Source organism: Microbacterium enclense (assembly GCF_001456955.1).
In the GTDB taxonomy this organism is placed as follows: Bacteria; Actinomycetota; Actinomycetes; order Actinomycetales; family Microbacteriaceae; genus Microbacterium; species Microbacterium enclense.
On record NZ_KQ758469.1, the window covers coordinates 305,153 to 322,967 of the forward strand.

Below are 17,815 nucleotides of genomic sequence, written 5' to 3' on the forward strand. Positions count from 1 at the left end.
ATGACCGACACCATCACCGAGTACCCCGACCTCGCCCGTCCGGACGCCTTCACGCAGCGCGGTCTCGGCTGGGTGCCGTGGCTGCTGCCCGTCGACGAGGACGCGCTGACCGATGCGCAGCGCGATGCCCTCATCGAGCCGGCCCGCGCGAAGATGCCGTACTTCCGCCTGCTCGCGCGCGACCCCGAGGCGCTCCGCGCCCGCACGCTCACCGACCTCGACATCTTCTACAACGTCGACGGCGGCATCGGGCGGGCCGAACGCGAACTCGCGGCGGCCGCCACCTCGCGCCACAACGGCTGCGTCTTCTGCGCCTCGGTGCACGCGGCGTCCGCCACCCGCGAATCCGGACGCGAAGACGACGTGCAGCGCCTGCTCGACGAGGGAGTGGATGCCGACCTCGGCGACGAGCGGTGGAACGCGGTGGTCGCGGCGTCCGTCGCCCTCGCCGACACCCCGCTGGCGTTCGACGAGGCCGCCATCGCGCGTCTGCGCGCGGCGGGCCTGGATGACGCCGACATCGCCGACGTCATCGGCGGCGCCGCCTTCTTCAACTGGGCGAACCGGCTCATGCTGTCGCTCGGCGAGCCCGAGGTCCCCTCCCGACAGCAAGGACATTCATGAGCATTCCCCGCCTTCTCGATCACGTCGTCATCGCCGGCCCCGACCTCGCGACTCTGATCGACTGGTTCGCCGAGCGCACCGGTGTCGTTGCCGCGCCGGGAGGCGCGCACCCGACCGGCACGGCGAACGCTCTCGTCGCCCTCACGGTCGACGGGGAGCGCGGCCCGCAGTACATCGAACTGATCGGCCCCGATCCCGACCGCGCCCAGCCCGCACTGCCGACCGCGTTCGGCATCGACGCGCTCACCGAGCCGCGGGTGCAGGCGTACGCGGTGCATCCGACCGACATCGACGCGACCGTCGCCACTGCCCGCGCGGGCGGGTACGACCCGGGTGACGTCAGCGACCTGTCGCGGCGCACGCCGGACGGCACCCTGCTCGAGTGGCGCCTGACGCGCGGCGAGAACCACCGGATCGACGTCCCGTTCCTCATCGACTGGGGGCACACGCCGCAGCCCGGCCTCAGCGACATCCCGACGATCGAGCTCGTGTCGTTCGTGCGCACCGAGCCCGACCCGGCGCCCCTGACCGGCATCCTGAACACCCTCGGGCTGAGCGACGGTGTCGCCGAGGTCGTGACGGGTGAGCAGCCGGGCTTCCGGCTGACACTGCGCACCCCGAACGGAGACGTAGTCGAGCTGTAGGGGCGGGTCGGGCGGCCGTGAGGAGCTCCGGCCGATGCAATTTCCGTGGTTAACAATGGTTAATTCGGTTAACCATTTGACGACCCCATTCGGCACCGCTTAGCGTCTGTGCGCAATGGACTGACATCGATGTCAGTCGCTGCCTGACGGCAGCACGCACAAAGGAGCGCGTGTGAAGAACTGCCTGCCCAGAAACCGATTCCGAACGATCGCCGCGGCGACCACCGTCGTTGTCGCGGCCACCCTCGGTGTGACGGCGGTCGCGCCGGCGCACGCCGACCCCGGGCCCGCGACAGCGGCACCCGCAACCACCTCAAACGCTTCCGCCGGCACCGCATCCGCGGCATCCACGGCAGCCCTCAACGCTCCCGCCAGCACCGCGTCGACGGCATCCACGACCGCCCCACACGCTCCCTCCGACACTGCCTCCGCGGCATCCCCCACCCTCGGCGACGAGCAATACCGCCCCCGGGTGCATTTCACGCCCGAGAAGAACTGGATGAACGACCCCAACGGGATGGTGTTCCACAAGGGCGTCTACCACCTGTATTTCCAGCACAACCCGCAGGGCGACCGCTGGGGCAACATGAGCTGGGGGCACGCCACCAGCACCGATCTGCTCACGTGGACCGAGCAGCCTCTCGCGATTCCGCAGACCTTCGACGACCAGGGTCGGCCGATCGAGAGCATCTTCTCGGGCTCCGTCGTGGTCGATGAGAACAACACGTCCGGGTTCGGCGACGGCACGAACGCGCCGCTCGTCGCGATCTACACGAGTGCGTACGAGCCGGCCCACCCGACCCGCGCGGGCCTGCAGGCACAGTCGCTCGCCTACAGCCTCGACGACGGCTACACGTGGACGAAGTTCGAGGGGAACCCGGTGCTCGACCGGAACTCGGCGAACTTCCGCGACCCGAAGGTGTTCTGGTACGACGGGCCCGGCGGCGCCTACTGGGTGATGGTCGCGGTCGAAGCGCTCGATCACGAGGTCGTGCTCTACAAGAGCGCCGACCTGAAGAACTGGGAGCACCTGTCCGACTTCGGCCCCGCCAACTCCACCGGCGGCATCTGGGAGTGCCCCGACCTGTTCGAGCTGCCGGTCGACGGCGATCCGAGCAACACGAAGTGGGTCATGGTCGTCAACCTCAACCCCGGTGCCGTCGGCGGCGGCAGCGGCGGGCAGTACTTCGTCGGCGAGTTCGACGGCACGACCTTCACGAGCGAGAGCACCGAGGGCGCGCAGTCGACGCCCGCGGGCCGGGTGTTCGCCGGCTTCGACGACGGTACGTTCGACGGCTGGACGCTCGGCAACGAACCCGGCAACGGGAAGGACGGGCCGTGGGGGCTCGCCCCGGCATCCGGTGCCCTCGACGGGCAGAGCCCGGTCACCGGGTTCGTCGGCGCGGGACTGGTGAACGGCTTCCACGACGGCGACTGGCCGGTCGGCACGCTCGAGTCGCCGACGTTCACCGTGAGCGACCCCTACATCAACCTGCTCGTCGGCGGCGGCAACCACCCGCACGTCGAGGGCACCCAGCTCGCCAACGACCCGCCCGCCGGACGGACGGTGTTCGACTTCGAGCTGCCCGACGGCCAGACGCTGGCCGACAGCGGGTGGCAGCTGACCGGCGACTTCGCCACCGACCCCGCCCGCAACCCCTCCACCGCCGGCGGCGACTACTACCTGGGCGCCAAGCGCATCAACACGTGGGAGGGCGGCCCGCGCGGTGACGACAACACCGGCGAGATGCTGTCCCCGGCCTTCACGCTCGACGGACGGTACGTGTCGTTCCTCATCGGCGGTGGCAAGCGCACCGACGGCACCCTGCAGGCCGAGCTCGTGGTCGACGGTCAGGTCGTCCGCTCGCAGACCGGACCCGAGGCGGGTGCCCTGAATTGGGTGTCATGGGATGCCGCGGAGTTCGCCGGGGAGCAGGCGCAGATCCGCATCCGCGACGAGGCGACCGGCGGGTGGGGGCACCTCACGTTCGACCACGTCGTCGTGGGCGATGAGCCGGCGCAGGTGCGCAGCGACGAGACGAGTGTGAACCTCGTCGTCGACGGCAAGGTCGTCCGCACGGCCACCGGGGCGAACAGCGAGACCCTCGACTGGGCGAGCTGGAACGTCTCGGAGTTCGCCGGCCGACAGGCCAGCATCCGGGTCATCGACAACAACCGCTTCGGCTGGGGTCACCTGCTGCTCGACCAGGTGATGTTCGCCGATCAGGCCGCCTCGACCCGTCTCGAGAGCTACGACTGGCTCGACTGGGGCCGTGATTACTACGCGACCGTGACGTACTCCGGTACGCCCGACTCGAGCTCCCACGTCATGCAGGGCTGGATGAACAACTGGGATTACGCCAACGACATCCCCACCTCGCCCTGGCGCAGCTCGATGGCCCTCCCCCGCGAGGTCACCCTCACCCAGACCGCCGAGGGTCCCCGCCTCACCCAGAAGGTCGTCCCCCAGATCGATGGACGAATGGATGCCACGAACGCGCAGACCCGCACCGACGTGGCGGTCGACGGCGAGACGGATCTGCAGCTGAGCGGCGATGTCGTCAAGGTCGACCTCACCCTGCGGCCGGGGGATGCCGAGCAGGCGGGCATCACCGTCTTCGGTGACGACACCTCGGGCACCCGCATCGGCTACGACACCACCACCGGCCGCGTGTACGTCGACCGGCGCGACTCGGGGAATGTCGACTTCCACCCGGCCTTCGCCTCCGTCGAAGACGCGCCGGTGGCTCTGGTTGACGGCACGGTGACGCTCGAGGCGTACCTCGACCGCGCGTCGGTGGAGCTGTTCACCGCGGGCGGGCGCACGACGACCACCGACCAGGTGTTCCCCAACGCCGATGCCGACGACATCACCGCCTGGTCGGAGGGAGGCACCGCCACGATCGAGCGCATCACCGTGACACCCCTCCTCCCCACGATGTTCTTGGACGACACAGCCCCGGTGGCTCCCACCGGAGTGACCGCCTCCCCACAGGCAGGAGGCGCCGCGCTCTCGTGGACCGCGCCGGTCAGCGACGGGGGATCGCCCATCACGGAGTACCGCGTCTATCAGGAGGGAGTGGATGCCGCGGTGGCGACCTCGACCTCCCTCACTGCCACCGTGACCGGCCTGGCTCCCGGCACCACGGCGCGCTTCGCGGTCACCGCGGTCAACGCGGTCGGCGAGTCGCCGCGGTCGGAGTGGTCGGCACCCGTGACGGTGCCCGACGGCGCGACCGCGAAGCCCGGCCGGGGCACGCTGTGGCACGACAACCTCTTCTCCACAGGCGACTACACCGTGCGGATGACCCTGCTGAAGGGCCAGAACGCCACGAGCTTCCGCCTGTACGAGAACGGCATCCTCATCGCCACGATCCCGTTGGAGTATCGCGGCACGGCCCCGCAGTCCGCGAAGGTCGCCGTCTCGGGCAAGAAGAACGGCACGTACTTCTACACCGGCGAGCTGATCAACTCGAAGGGCGTGACCGCGACCTCGCGCGCGACCGTCAAGGTGACCAGGGCGCTGCCCGCGACCCCCGTGCTGAGTCACGACAACCGCGACGGTGACGGCGCCTTCACCCTGACGGCGACCCTGCGATCGGGCACGAACGCGACGAGCTATCGGTTCCTCGAGGGTGACACCGTCATCGCCGAGGGCACGCTCACCCCGCGCACGCCATTCGCGCAGACAGCTCGGGCGGATGTGACCGGCGCGGCGGTGGGGACGCACACGTACCGGGTCGAGTTCACGAACGCCTCCGGCACGACGACGAGCAAGCCGCTGACCGTGACGGTGCGGCGGCCGTAGGGGCGGCGGAGGGGAGCGGATGCCGCGGGGGCGGGGCATCCGCTCCCTTTCGCGTGCGGGTTGTCGGGCTCAGTCGTCGTCGGGTGCGGTGTCGTCTCGTCGGTACCGCATGTCCGTGGCGACCGTCCAGGCTGCGAAGGCGAGCAGGGGAATCACCGACAGGGGGCCCCACACGTCAGCGCCCTGCCCGTGGCTCAGGTACAGCGTGCTCAGCACGATGAACCACGCGAACGATGCGAGGCAGAGCACCAGCCGCATCGGCGAGAAGAGGATCGACAGCCGGATCCTGAGTGATGCGCGGTAGGTCGGCGGCGTCATGGACGCAGCCCTCCCAAGGAGGATCCGAGCGTGGGAGTCGCTCTTCTCCCGCGGCATCGTGCGCATCTTTCTTCCATCTCGCTCCTCCCAGTTCGGTCGTTTCGCGCTGCCAGCATGTCGCGTCCGCCCAGAGAGGGCGATCAAGACACCGGGTGAAGTTCGCGCGCGAGCATGCGTGGCCAACGCCATAGAGCGGGACGGGTATATCGCCCCCGATAACCCCTCCGATACCCTGGTCGCGTGAACATCCGAGCGGGCAGGGAGGCGGCGGGCATGAGCCAGGCCGAGCTCGCCCGCGCAGCGCGGGTACCGCAGCCCAACATCTCCGCCTACGAGAACGGCCGGCGTCAGCCCAGCGCCGAGGTCCTGGACCGCATCCGACGTGCGCTGGTGGGCACCCTGAACGAACGGCTGTTCCGCCACCGCGACGAGATCCACCGAATCGTCGCGGAGCACCACGCCACGGCACCGCGGGTCTTCGGGTCCGTCGCGCGAGGGGAGGAGACGGCGACGTCTGACATCGACCTGCTCGTCGACTTCACGCCCGAGGCCGGCCTTCTGGATGAGATCGGGTTGCGCCTCGCTCTCACAGACCTGCTCCATGTGGAGGTGGATGTCGTGGCATCCGACACTCTTCGTGGTGAGTTCCGCGAGAGAGTGCTGCGCGAAGCGGTCGCGCTGTGACCGCCGACCTCCACAAGACTCGGGATGCCGCGGCGCGCGTCATCGCGGTATGCGACGTGATCGCGCAGATCGTCGCACAGGGCGAGCGACACTTCCTCGACGATGTCCACGCGCAATGGGCCGCCGAGATGGGACTGATCCGCATCGGCGAGGCCGTCGCGAAGATCCCCGCGCCCGTTCGCGAGCGTTTCGCCGGTCAGCCGTGGCGGCAGATCATCGACATGCGCAATCTCGCGGCACATCAGTACGACGATCTCGATCCGCACCGGGTGTGGCGGACGCTCACGCGGGACGTGCCGCGACTCCGCGCCTATCTTGCAGACATCGTGCTGCCTGCGCTCTAGGCTTCCCGCCCTCGCGTCAACCCACCCACCCCGCTCACCTCGTCCGGATGGAATACCCACCAGCCACCCCTCGTTGGCATGGCACGGCCCCCGTTCCCCACGAAAGGACTCCCGTGAGCCTCTTCTCCCCCACCACCGTCGGCGATGTCGACGTTCGCAACCGCGTCTCGCTCGCCCCGATGACCCGCCTTCGTTCCGGCGCCGACGGCGTTCCCGGCCCGATCGTCGCGAAGTACTACGCGCAGCGCGCGGGCATCGGCCTGCTGGTGACCGAGGGGGTCTACCCCAGCGATGAGTCGAAGGCCTACCCCGGCCAGCCGGGCATCGTGACCGACGCGCAGGCCGCCGGGTGGGCGAAGGTCGCCGACGCCGTGCACGCCGAGGGCGGCACCGTGTTCATGCAGCTCATGAACGGCGGACGCGTCACCCACCCCGACATCACCGGCACCGACCGCATCGTCGCCCCCTCCGCGATCGCGATCGACGGCGAGACCCGCCTGGCCGACGGCACCAAGGTCGCCTACGCCACTCCCCACGCGCTCGAGACCGACGAGCTCGCCACCGTGCGCGACGAGTTCGTCGCCGCCGCCCGACGGGCAGTGGATGCCGGCATCGACGGCGTCGAACTGCACGCCGCCAACGGATACCTGCTGCACGAGTTCCTCTCCCCCGCCTCCAACCAGCGCACCGACTCCTACGGCGGATCGCCCGAGGCTCGCGCCCGCTTCGTCATCGAGGTCGCCGAAGCCGTCGTCGCCGAGGTCGGCGCCGGTCGCGTCGGCATCCGCATCTCGCCCGCCCACAACATCCAGGACGTCTGGGAGCAGGATGCCGCCGAGACCCGCGCGACGTACGAGGCACTCATCGCGGGGCTCGCTCCGCTGGGCCTGGCGTACCTGAGCGTGCTGCACGCCGACCCCGCCGGCGAGCTGATCCAGGACCTCCGCCGCGCCTTCGGCGGCACATTCATCGTGAACTCGGGCTTCTCGGCGGTCACCACGCGCGACGAGGCCGTGGCGGCGGTGGATGACGGCATCGCCGACCTGGTCGCCGTGGGTCGCCCGGCGATCGCGAACCCCGACCTGGTCACCCGCTGGGAGCAGGGCGCCGACGAGAACGAGGTCGACCAGGCCACCGTCTACGGCGGCGGCGAGCGCGGCTACACGGATTACCCGGCGCTGCAGGGCTGACGTGTTGTGAAGGGCCTCGCGCATTCGTCGCGCGGGGCCCTTCTCTCATGCCGGTCGATAGCGCTGCACGGTCGCGGGCGACCACAACACCCGCGGTTACGCAAGGTGCACGATCGAGCCGTGCGTCTCGCCTCGGCGGGTGTCAGGTCTACGACTGCACGCGCGAGGGCCACAAGGGAGCGCCCGAAGACGGCCCCTTGTGGCCCTCGAAGTGGTGAAGCGGTCGGACCTTACAGGTGAGGGAACGCCTCGACCTTGCTGTCCAGCGGCACCTGCCACAGCGGCACGTTCCACGCCGCCGTGCCGCCGGCGGGCACGCGGTCCGTGTACGTCGAGTCGACGCCCACGATCTTGCCGCCGCCATCACGAGCGATCACGTCGATGCGAACCATGTCCTGGTCTTCGGTGAAGTTGCTGGTGACGGTGCCGTTGACCGTCATCCAGTCGTACTCGGAGCCGGTGGTCACCTCGCCCAGCGTGAACGACCCGGTCTCCGCGGCGGGCGAGTACGTCGCCGCGTCAGCGGTCGGCCCGCGCACCTCGATGCGATCGATCTGCGCCGATCCCACCTGCAAGAACCGGCCCACGAACCATGAACCGCCCGAGAGGATGGTGCTGTAGTCAATGCCGGTGTCCAGCAACACACCGTTCGCATCGTAGGCCTCCACTTTGATGGAAGCGTTGCCGAAGACGTAGTCCTCGTTGGGGTTGGTCAGCTGCACGGCGTACCAGCCCATGCCGCTCTCGGTGTCCACGCCGAAGGCGGTCTCGCCCAGCACCAGTTCCTGTGCGGCGGCCAGAGCCGGCTCATCGGCGGTCGCGGGCGCGTCCTCCTCGACGATGTCGGAGGTGCCCACCTGCCCGGTGACCGTGTCGCTGAACGCGTTGTTGAAGGCCGTCGCAGCGACCACGAGGAAGACGATGACCCCGATGATCGTGCCGACGACCGACACGATGATGGCGGTGACACCCTGCCACTTGGGCTTGTCTTTCTGGAAGAGCGCCACGATGCCGAGGATGAAAGCGATCGGCAGCAGGATCCACCCGACAATGAGGGCCCCGGGGATGCACGCGAAGATGAATCCCACGGCCGCCAGCGCGAGCGCCACGATGCCGAGAACGTTGCGAGGCTTCTTCTCGGGCTCGGGAGCCGACGGCCCGGCCGCGACGACGTCGCTCTGGTCCGACGCGTTGCCGACGGGACGAACGTGGTCGGTCCACGCGGCGCCGTCCCAGTAGCGCTCCTGGCCTTCGACGCCTGCCGGGAACCAGCCTGCGGGCGCGGCTGGAGTGATCGATTCAGTCAAGGTGTTTCCCCCACGGAAAGGGCCACGTCGGATTCGTGACCTCTGAGCTGATTGCTCGCGGTCTGCCGGCGAGCCCCGACAGTCTACGAGGAAACGCTCACCTGATTCATATCGAACTCACAACTCGGGTGGCGCCGGTCGGTAGCGCTGCACGCTCGCACCCGACCGGAACTCCCGCCGCTCCACCAGTTCGAGCTTCGCTTCGACACCGTCGAGCAGCCGCGGCCCCTGCCCCGCAATCACCGGGTGCACGACGAACGTGTACTCATCGATCAGCCCGTGCGCCGCGAGCGTCGCCGGTAGATGCACACCGCCCAGCGCGATCCCGCGCCCCGGCCGCTCTTTCAACACGCGAACAGCCGCAATCACATCGCCGGTGATCAGCTCAGCGTTCCAATCGACAGCCTGTAGAGAGGTGGATGCCACCACCTTCCGCATCGGATCCATCACCTCCGAGAAGGCCACCTCACTGGCATCCATCCAGTCGGGCCACTGCCCCGACTCCGGCCGCCGCCACGCGCCCTCCATCAGCTCATACATGACACGACCGTAGAGAAGCGTGTCTGAGCGTCGCAGCTCGTCGGTCCAGAACGCCATGGACTCGGCATCCGGCGGTAGGCCCGCCTCGTGATGAACGCACCCGTCAAGGGTGACGTTGATGGCGTAGCGGAGTGGCTGTGTCATACCGCTAGCTTCCTCGCCGGGACTCCGCCGCGGAAGAGCCGGCCGCCGCGAACCGCCCCGCCTGCACCTTGAACGCCTCCAACAATTCCGCCGGCTCCACGACCTCCATCGTCACCTCGAACCGCCCGAACGATGCGGCGAGCGCACCCCACGACCACGACCCGACCTCGAGCGTGCAGCGCTCGTCGTCGACAGCCGTGACGGTGCCGTCCCCAGCGAAGGGCAGCACGTCGCGAGCCGGCGCGTGCAGCAGCACCGTTCCCCGGCAGGCCCACTCATTCACATCCGACCCCTTGAACCGCGCCGAGACGAACGCGTCGACGTCGCCGCCCGGCACGACCCGTGGCACGAACGGCGCCCCCGGCGGCACCCGCGGCCGCACCCGATCCGCCGAGTACAGCCGCCAGTCCTCGCGGTCGAGGTCCCACCCCAGCAGGTACCACCGGCCCTGCGACGCGACGAGGTGGTGCGGCTCCGCCCGGCGGGCCTGAGGCTCCCCCTCTCCCCGCGGCAGGTAGTCGAAGCGCACCGTCACCCGATCGCGCACGGCTTGCGCGAGGGACAGCAGCACGTCGAGCGGAACGATCGGTGCCGGTGCCTCGCCCGCGCGCCGGACCGTCGTCACCTCGACCGCATCGAGCCGATGCCGCAGCCGCGACGGAAGAACCTGACGCATCGTCGCGAGCGCACGCACCGCCGCTTCCCCGATGCCGGCACCGAGCGCCGGCGCGGTCCGCAGCGCGATCGCGACCGCGATCGACTGGTCATCGTCGAAGAGCAGCGGAGGCATGTCGGCGCCCGCCTCGAGACGGTAACCGCCATCCGGCCCCATCGAGGAGTCGATGCGGTAGCCCATCTCACGCAGGCGGTCGATATCGCGCCGCACCGTGCGATCGCTGACCTCGAGCCGCGACGCCAGCACCGCCCCCGGCCAGTCGCGCCGGGCCTGCAAGAGCGACAACAGAGTGAGCAATCGCGACGTCGTGGCCATGGCATCCACGGTATTTCGAGTACCGGACAGAAACTGACCTATACGACTGAGATCTTCGATGGACGAGCCCGAACGGGCCGACACATCGAGGAGCAGACATGTCCGTGCAGACCACCACCCACCTGAACTTCCGCGGCGACGCCCGTGACGCGCTCGCCTTCTACCAGTCCGTCTTCGGCGGACACCTCGTCGTCAACACCTACGCCGACTTCGGGATGCCGGCCGAGATCCCCGGATCCGACAAGGTCGTCTTCGGCCTCGTCGCCGCCGAGAACGGCTTCCGCCTCATGGGCTACGACATTCCCGGGCGCACCGAGGGCGGCATCGCCGGCGGCGGCGCCACCCACCGCGAAAACAACACGACGATCACCGACCAGGCGCTGTTCGTGGCGATCAGCTCGCCCACGCTCGACGAGCTGCAGGGCTACTGGGATGGGTTGGCGGTGGATGCCACGATCGTCGAGCCCCTAGCGGCGTCCGCATGGAGCGCGGGCTTCGGGATGCTGACCGACCGGTTCGGCGTGACGTGGAGCGCGTCGGTCACGGCAGAATGACCGGCACCGGGCCGGATGTCGTGGTGGCCCGGGCGACCATGACCCGGGCCCCGTCCGTACTCCAGCGCGTTCACGCGTGGTGTGAGTCGTTCGTGGCGCGTCAGCGATCGCGCAGCCGCGAGCGGTTCGCGTAGAGATGATCTCCAGGCCTGCAGGATCGAGCAGCGTTACCCCCTCCGGCAGGTCCGGCGGAGGGCGACAAGCCATACGTCTGGCGCGGCACCCTACTCAGCCTCCAACGCACAATGAACCCATGATCAGCGTCACGCGGGCGGCGTGCATCGCAACGAGCGGTTGATCCGTGGCGCCCGGTGCGCTTGGGGTCGATCGGGGACTGTAGTGCCGCTCAGGCCTGACCAGGATCGAAGCTGGGCTTAGCGAGCGCCGAACTTCAGGGCTTTCGCACTCCACGTGGCCCGCTCCCACGCAATCGCCTCGCCCACAAACGCCCCCGCCTGCACGTCGTCGGCCCGGACGCCGTCGAGAGCGGCCTCGCATCGTGGTCTATGACATGCCCGTCCCCGCGCAGCAGGCCCGGCATTGTCGCAGCGCTAGTCGAATGTGGTGTCGACAATCACGCGGCCAGGCTGGATCACTCCGCATCCCACTGCGGACCAGGTTCGAGACCGTTCTCCCTTAGATACGTCAGAGCGCGTCCGATGGTGTCTATTTTCAACTTTAGCTCCTTGATCCCCTGAGCTCCCGGGTCTGAGAACTCGTCGAGTCGTTCATATTCACGCCGGACTTCGATCTCGGTCGCCACCAATGTGCGCCACACCGCGGGGTCGGACTCGATACCCTGCAGCCGACGCAAGATCTCCAAAGCGAGCATCCGGCCCACGACTTCGTCGAAGGCTTCCGCGGTCGTGCTCGGGCTTGCGAGCCCGTAAGCGATGCCTCCCCCACCCGCTGTCATGAGGGTGCCCGCTGTCAGAAGACCTCCAATCATTCCGCCTGGACCGAAGGTGGCAAGTGCGCTCGTGACCACCGCGGCTCCCGCAAGACCCGCCCCGGCGGCGAGAGCCAATCCGCCGGTCGCGACGACGATGGCGACCGCTCCGATGCTGATGGCGCCCAGCTTCAGCAGGTTCATGCTCCGCGCGCTGAGGTTGTCGGCGGATCGCTTGACGGCGATGAACACATCCGTGCCGTACTGGCTGCCGAGGCCGGCCTCTGCAGTGAGGTCTTGCATCGCGAGCTGACGCGTCTCTTTGGACATCGCGATCTCGAACGGACGAATCGGGTTCTCGGACGCGAGCATGGTCAAGACCACAACGGCGTCTTCCTTCGTCAGATGCCTGCTCGGCGCAGGTTCGGGAACCGCCGCGCGAGGGTCGGACCTGTCGAAGGCCAATCGTGCGAGCTCTGACGGCATCAAGCGTCCTATGGCGGCGTTCCGAGCCGCTATCTCGTCGATGGCGACCGCCTGCACGGATCGGATCGCCCCCGCGAATCGGTCTCGCTGATCGCCCTCCAGACGGTTCTTGAGAAGGTGGGCGTAGCGGAGCGCCAAGAGCGCGAGGAGCTCAGTCGCGTCCGGGGGAATGTCAGCGCCGCGCTCTACGAAGGCAAGCTCCTTCGATTGCGATCCGAAGAGCCCGAAACCGATTGCTTCGACGACATCGGTCGAACTCAAATACTCGTCCGCGGAGTGAGCCCGCTTTGACACCAGCACCTTCGTGTCGATTCGGAAGTCGATCATCCAGGGGAACACAGAAGAGACGCCTCTATGCGCAGCCACGAGATCAGAGACGTTCCAGAAGTTGACCCACCACGTGAGATTGGTCGGTGGCTCCCTGAGGATCTCGCGAAGCTTATCGAAGTCGAACCCAGGGTTGGCCAGTGGACTCCCAATGGTGATGAGACCCGAGACCTCGAGTCCCGGAGGAAGACGCACGATGAGGTCGGCGGCGATGACGGACCCGAGGCTGTGTCCGACTATGACGATTCGTCCGGAATCAGGAAGCTGCTGGAGGATGCGGCACAAGACCTGCGAGCGAATGTGCCTATCGGTCAGATAGTTGCGCGCCTGGGCGAACGACGGCAGGCCGACCGCAGCGCGGACGGCTGCGTCGAGGCCGATGACGCCACCACCGCGTTCATGCCGGCCAAGCCGGAATTCGATCGCTCCCATGCGCCGTTCGAAAGCCCGTCGGTTCTGCCTTGCCGCCTCGCGCGAGGGTTGCTTGACCGTGACGGGCGGCAGCGCGAAGTCCTCGTCGCGTCCTTTCAGCGCATGGGCGTACTTCGGTGCGATGAATCGCTCCGCGTCGAGACCGGGGTATCCCATAAGAGCCAGCGATTCGTCGAGTCGCGCCCGCCACCTGTTGTCGGGATCGCCATCACCCACCCCATGCAGGAACACCAAAATCGGCTTGCTGTCCGCGCTCGTCACCCTCTCGACCTCTCGCTCATTCGTTCTGCCTTCCGTCCGCCCGTTGCCCCAGTATCGCGTCGAGCACCGGGCTGAAGTAGCCGCTCACGTCGTCGCTCCCGACGACGAGGGCGCGATCCAACAGAAGGTTCTGCGACTCACATGAGGTTTCCGGCGCGAGACAGCATGCGTGGCACGCCGCGAGGTTCAGTCCGTCGATACTCTGCGGCTCCGACTCGATGCACACAGGATCGTTCGGACACCACGCGGCCTGCTCGAGCGCACGGACGATGGCTCCGGCGAGAAGGTCCGGCTCACCCTGCCGGACGAGCCCTCCCAGCGTTCCTTCGATATCGGATGAAGTCGTATAGATGAAGAGGCCGTAGTCGCCGTCCGATTCGCAGTAGATCCGCTCACGAATGGATGCGGCGGTGTAACCACTGGCGAACGTCATTTCGCGCATGAGGAGGTGCGCGAACGTGTGGAGGAGAATGTACTCCGGCGACACCACGTGGAGACGCCTGCCGAGCATGGATGCGTTCTGATGACCCAGAACGGTTGATCCCCGACTCTGCACGACATCCTGGGCCGCCCAGGCGCGCACGGCTTGCTCAGAAAAACGGAGGAAGACGCCCTCTCCATACCCCTCGATGGCGGGCAGCCACTTACGCTCATGGGAAGACACCGGCACAGCCGCCACAAGTTCTGCATCGGGCGTGTACCTGCGGAACCCGATGACGGCCCGCACGTCTCGCAGCCGGTCCACTAGGACCACGTCGCTGATCAGGTGCGCAAGGTTGTCGCCGGCATCCCCGCGGTCGACCTGTAGCTTGATTGCCCGCGTCTGGAAGTCGGCGACCGGTGAGCGCTCGGAGATGGCGGCGACGAACGCCTCGTATTCATCCGCCTGCAGGCCGCTGCGGGTGGCGCGGATGTCGATGACTCGGCCCCCATCCGGCGGGTTCGCATGTGCCAAGACCGCTTCGACCGGGATGCCGGTGTCGACGGCGATCTGACCGGACAACATGGCTCGCTGCGATTCGTCGGTCGCGGCCCGCAACGCCGTGAAGAAAGCATGACCGCGAAGCTTCTCCAGGTCGATCTCATCCCGACTGTCGACGATGGGAATGTCGATGGCACTCATCGTGTCGGCGAAGTGGAGGCTGGTCGCACCGCGCTGCTGTGGATCGATCGGCTTGCCACACAGTCCCCAATCGCGTTCCCACGGCTGCTTTCCCCGACAGGTGAACCCTTCGACGGCGAAGACGTCTCTTCGCAATTCGCCGAGCGACCGCCGCCGACCACATCGCTCGCAGCTGACCTGCAGGCTGCTCAGGCCCTCGGCGCGACCATCCGCCGACTGGAACCGCAATCTGTCGGATGCCCTACATTCGCCATCTGAGTCCCTGTGAAGCCAGTCGACCCACGGGATGTCCTCGATGTGGCTTTTCGCCGTACACACGGCGACGAATCGCATAGGCACGAGACGCCCGTCACACGCGGTCTCCTGGCAGACGGGTACTCCGCCGGTCTCCATGGAGCGGATCCAACGGATCATGCGCCGACAGACCTGACAGAACAACCACGAAGGGAATCGCTCAAACTCGAGTCCTGGGGTCTTCTGGTTCTCCGGGGTGTGAGTCGTCGGCGCCGCCCAAAGATCGTCGACGCCGAGAGCCTCGGCGAGTCGGTCGGATCGCACGGCACGCCGCACCTTTGTGGACGGCCACCTGTCCCCCGTCGGAACCATGAACGACTGGCCCAGGATGTCCACGATGGCTCCGGGTCCGTAGGGGGACACCGTCTCGGAGGCCCTCACCGTCTTCACCGTCGGTTCAGCCACGACGTTCTCCGTTCGCTCGCACTCGCACCACTTCGTCGACGTTCCTCATCGAGTTCATGACCGGCCATCCGCGGCCCGGATCGGTGAACTGCCTCATCAGACGTTCGTCTTGCTCCCGCGACTGGTAGAGCAGCCTTTTCCCCTCCTGCTGAACCCGGTTGCGGGCGTCCACCCAGTCGAGCACGGCATCGTCGATCTCTCTTGCCACGGCATCTTTCTCCCGCGCATCGGCATACGCGACATGGGCCTTCAGAAGCTCCACGGCCTTCTTCACGCCTGCCGAATCAGGGTCGAACAGCGACGCGTCGCTGTTGTCGGAGAGATTCGCTCCGTGCCGAACGAGGATCACGAGCGCTGCGCGCAGCGCCCGCCGTCGCGCCTGGAGCGACCACGGGGCGACGCTGGACGGTTCGACGAAGCGGTAGTACGCCTCATGGTAGGAACCGAAGGACTCGAACACCGACCGGTCGCGAGGCTTACCCGAGCGGAACATCGTGATGACGAGCCCCGGTGTCTTCCCACGCCCGACCCGAGAAGTCGCCTGGATGTACTCCGATGTCGTCTTCGTGTGGCCGTTGAGGAGCATCACACCAAGACGACTCACATCGATGCCGACGGACATGATGTTTGTCGTCGCGAGGGCATCGAGCACCTGCGGATCGCCCGGCTCCTTCTTGAGGCGTTCCAAGAGCGCGATGAGCTCCGCGGAATCCACGTTGCCGTTGAGCTCGTGGACCCCGTCCGAGCCGAGCGAGCGGGCGGACCCCTCGGACTTCTCACGCCGCACGAGATTAGAGGGCACGTCATCGCGGAGGATGGTGACGGTTCGGCCGAGCTCGCGAAGGCTGTTGTGGTAGACCACCAAGGTCCAGTACGCGTTCTTCGCGGGGCCGGCGAGGTTGACCGCCTGCGGCGCGTTCAGCAGCTCGGCCGACAGCTGGCCGACCGCCCACGAGGGCGTGTGCGCTTGAGGCATGATGCCGAGGTAGCGACGGCCGGGCGACTCTGTATCGGGCTCCGAGAAGTAGTTGTCGTCCGCGTCCAGCCCTGGGGGAGGAAACGACTCCACGTTCTTCGCCATCAGTTCTCGCACCTGCTGCGCCGAGGCGCGGGTGGTCGCCGTGGAGGCCACGGTCTTCGGTGCAGTGCCGCGCCAGCGCAGAAGGGCACCGATGGCAGCCTCGTAGACCCCGACGACCGTCCCGAGCGGCCCCGAGAGCAGGTGCAACTCATCTTGGATGACCAGCGAGGGCGGGTCCGAGACACCCCCGGTTCCGAAGAGCTTCGCGCCCTGCTTGATCCATGCAAGGCGGGCGAGCTTGTCGACGGTCGCAACCAGCATGGTCGGCGGGTTGTCGTAGAGCCCCTCATCCACCACCTGTACGGGGAGCTCGTCATGGAACGGGCAGACCGCGTTCGGACAGAAGAACGCGAACGAGCTCGACGATGCCCGCACTCCGTACGCACCTTCGTTCGACGCGTGGTGCGGCGGAAGGATCGGGCGACCACACCAGGGGCACTCCAGGAGTTGGAACGGATTCTCCGTCTTGTTCTGCGCCCTGACGACGCCGAATTCCTTCTGTGCCTGCTTGTAGGTACCCGGTGTGGTGCTGTTGCCGAGCCAGAGCCCGATCGAGAATGCCGGGGTCTCATCCAACCGCTCGTCGTCCGCCCTCATGAGCTCCAGTGCACAGATCAGCGTCGCGGCGCGCTGGAACTGCTGAGCCGTCAATAGACGCATGGTGTACCGGGTGAGCACGGCGAGTCCGCCGCCGCGATAGCCGCGCACGAGGCGGCGCCTGATCATCTCGATCGCCGCGAGGCCCAGGTATGCCTCGGTCTTGCCACCGCCAGTAGGGAACCAGATCAGATCCACGAGTTCGCGATCCACATGGTCTTCGTCGACGGTCGACGCGAGGGCGCTCAAGATGAACGCCAATTGGAAAGGTCTCCACTGCGGTTCGTGATCGCCACGATCGGTGTCGAGTCGCGAACCGTACCGGACGTCCTCTTCCACGAAACGCCCCTGACGGAGCATCTGCCATCTCATCGCGGTGTTCGCCATCCGGAACGCGGTGAAGACATCTGGTTCGCGTGCAAGGAGCTCGATCCCCTCCTCCATTCGCCGGGCGGCGCGCTCCTGACGGTCGACAATGTCTGCCGCGACGCCATGGAACACACCTGTCGTCCTCTGCGCTTCGAGATGCTGCTCAGCGATCCAGGCGCGATAGTCCGCGACCACCTGCGCCAAGGCGGCGACGTAGGTCTCGGCGGGAACCGACTCGTCCGCAAGCCATCGCATCCGGTAAACGTCCCCCGACCCTGCCTTGGCACGGATGGCGCCGACCTCAGCTTCAGGGACGACCGTGGTCGTCACCGTCGTCGGAGTGTCCTTCGGGGACCAATCCACGGCGACTCCGTGCCCGATCGCGAACGACGGCTTGTTGCGG

Annotated in this window: 14 protein-coding genes; 7 read left to right on the forward strand and 7 right to left on the reverse strand. The window is 67.5% G+C overall.

What is annotated here, in order from left to right; all coding sequences use genetic code 11:
* From AS029_RS07185 to AS029_RS07195, 3 genes are all read left to right on the forward strand, one after another.
* On the forward strand, positions 1 to 624 hold the full coding sequence (locus tag AS029_RS07185) for an alkylhydroperoxidase domain protein (RefSeq protein WP_058231899.1): 624 nt from the start codon (positions 1 to 3) through the stop codon (positions 622 to 624).
* Positions 621 to 1,268, forward strand: coding sequence for a VOC family protein (locus AS029_RS07190; RefSeq protein WP_058231900.1), 648 nt, complete (start codon positions 621 to 623; stop codon positions 1,266 to 1,268). The genes AS029_RS07185 and AS029_RS07190 overlap by 4 nt, the downstream gene beginning before the upstream one ends.
* A gap of 172 nt (positions 1,269 to 1,440) precedes the next feature.
* Complete coding sequence (locus AS029_RS07195; RefSeq protein ID WP_228375900.1) at positions 1,441 to 5,076, forward strand: GH32 C-terminal domain-containing protein; 3,636 nt, start codon at positions 1,441 to 1,443, stop codon at positions 5,074 to 5,076.
* A gap of 69 nt (positions 5,077 to 5,145) precedes the next feature.
* Here AS029_RS07195 and AS029_RS07200 read toward each other — a convergent pair whose 3' ends face one another.
* Positions 5,146 to 5,394 (reverse strand): hypothetical protein, encoded by a 249-nt coding sequence (locus AS029_RS07200; RefSeq protein WP_058231901.1) that lies wholly within the window; start codon positions 5,392 to 5,394, stop codon positions 5,146 to 5,148.
* A 240-nt stretch (positions 5,395 to 5,634) separates the two neighbouring features.
* Between AS029_RS07200 and AS029_RS07205 the strand changes: the two genes are divergently transcribed.
* From AS029_RS07205 to AS029_RS07215, 3 genes are all read left to right on the forward strand, one after another.
* Positions 5,635 to 6,078, forward strand: coding sequence for a helix-turn-helix domain-containing protein (locus AS029_RS07205; protein ID WP_074615880.1), 444 nt, complete (start codon positions 5,635 to 5,637; stop codon positions 6,076 to 6,078).
* A 56-nt stretch (positions 6,079 to 6,134) separates the two neighbouring features.
* The gene (locus AS029_RS07210) at positions 6,135 to 6,422 is read left to right on the forward strand and encodes a HepT-like ribonuclease domain-containing protein (protein WP_167345236.1); all 288 of its coding nucleotides are present in this window, start codon (positions 6,135 to 6,137) and stop codon (positions 6,420 to 6,422) included.
* 113 nt (positions 6,423 to 6,535) lie between these two features.
* Positions 6,536 to 7,612, forward strand: coding sequence for an alkene reductase (locus AS029_RS07215; RefSeq protein ID WP_058231903.1), 1,077 nt, complete (start codon positions 6,536 to 6,538; stop codon positions 7,610 to 7,612).
* A gap of 230 nt (positions 7,613 to 7,842) precedes the next feature.
* On the opposite strand, the gene AS029_RS17875 is transcribed toward AS029_RS07215, so the two are convergent.
* The 3 genes from AS029_RS17875 to AS029_RS07230 form a co-directional block, all read right to left on the reverse strand.
* The gene (locus tag AS029_RS17875) at positions 7,843 to 8,919 is read right to left on the reverse strand and encodes a DUF2510 domain-containing protein (RefSeq protein ID WP_058231904.1); all 1,077 of its coding nucleotides are present in this window, start codon (positions 8,917 to 8,919) and stop codon (positions 7,843 to 7,845) included.
* Between the two features lie 117 nt (positions 8,920 to 9,036).
* Positions 9,037 to 9,603 (reverse strand): dihydrofolate reductase family protein, encoded by a 567-nt coding sequence (locus AS029_RS07225; RefSeq protein ID WP_058231905.1) that lies wholly within the window; start codon positions 9,601 to 9,603, stop codon positions 9,037 to 9,039.
* A 4-nt stretch (positions 9,604 to 9,607) separates the two neighbouring features.
* Entirely contained in the window at positions 9,608 to 10,594 is a 987-nt protein-coding gene (locus tag AS029_RS07230) for a helix-turn-helix transcriptional regulator (protein ID WP_058232061.1), read from the reverse strand.
* 98 nt (positions 10,595 to 10,692) lie between these two features.
* On the opposite strand from AS029_RS07230, the gene AS029_RS07235 reads away from it, so the two are divergent.
* Positions 10,693 to 11,148: a VOC family protein gene (locus AS029_RS07235; protein ID WP_058231906.1), complete on the forward strand. Its 456-nt coding sequence runs from the start codon at positions 10,693 to 10,695 to the stop codon at positions 11,146 to 11,148.
* Between the two features lie 592 nt (positions 11,149 to 11,740).
* On the opposite strand, the gene AS029_RS07240 is transcribed toward AS029_RS07235, so the two are convergent.
* From AS029_RS07240 to AS029_RS07250, 3 genes are read right to left on the reverse strand one after another with little or no spacing between them, the layout of a single operon-like run.
* Positions 11,741 to 13,543: an alpha/beta hydrolase family protein gene (locus AS029_RS07240; RefSeq protein WP_058231907.1), complete on the reverse strand. Its 1,803-nt coding sequence runs from the start codon at positions 13,541 to 13,543 to the stop codon at positions 11,741 to 11,743.
* A gap of 16 nt (positions 13,544 to 13,559) precedes the next feature.
* Complete coding sequence (gene drmB, locus AS029_RS07245) at positions 13,560 to 15,365, reverse strand: DUF1998 domain-containing protein (RefSeq protein ID WP_058231908.1); 1,806 nt, start codon at positions 15,363 to 15,365, stop codon at positions 13,560 to 13,562.
* Positions 15,358 to 17,742 carry a helicase-related protein gene (locus AS029_RS07250; protein ID WP_167345237.1) on the reverse strand — a complete coding sequence of 795 codons (2,385 nt, stop codon included), beginning with the start codon at positions 17,740 to 17,742 and terminating at the stop codon, positions 15,358 to 15,360. The genes drmB and AS029_RS07250 overlap by 8 nt, the downstream gene beginning before the upstream one ends.
* Between the last annotated feature and the right edge of the window lie 73 nt (positions 17,743 to 17,815).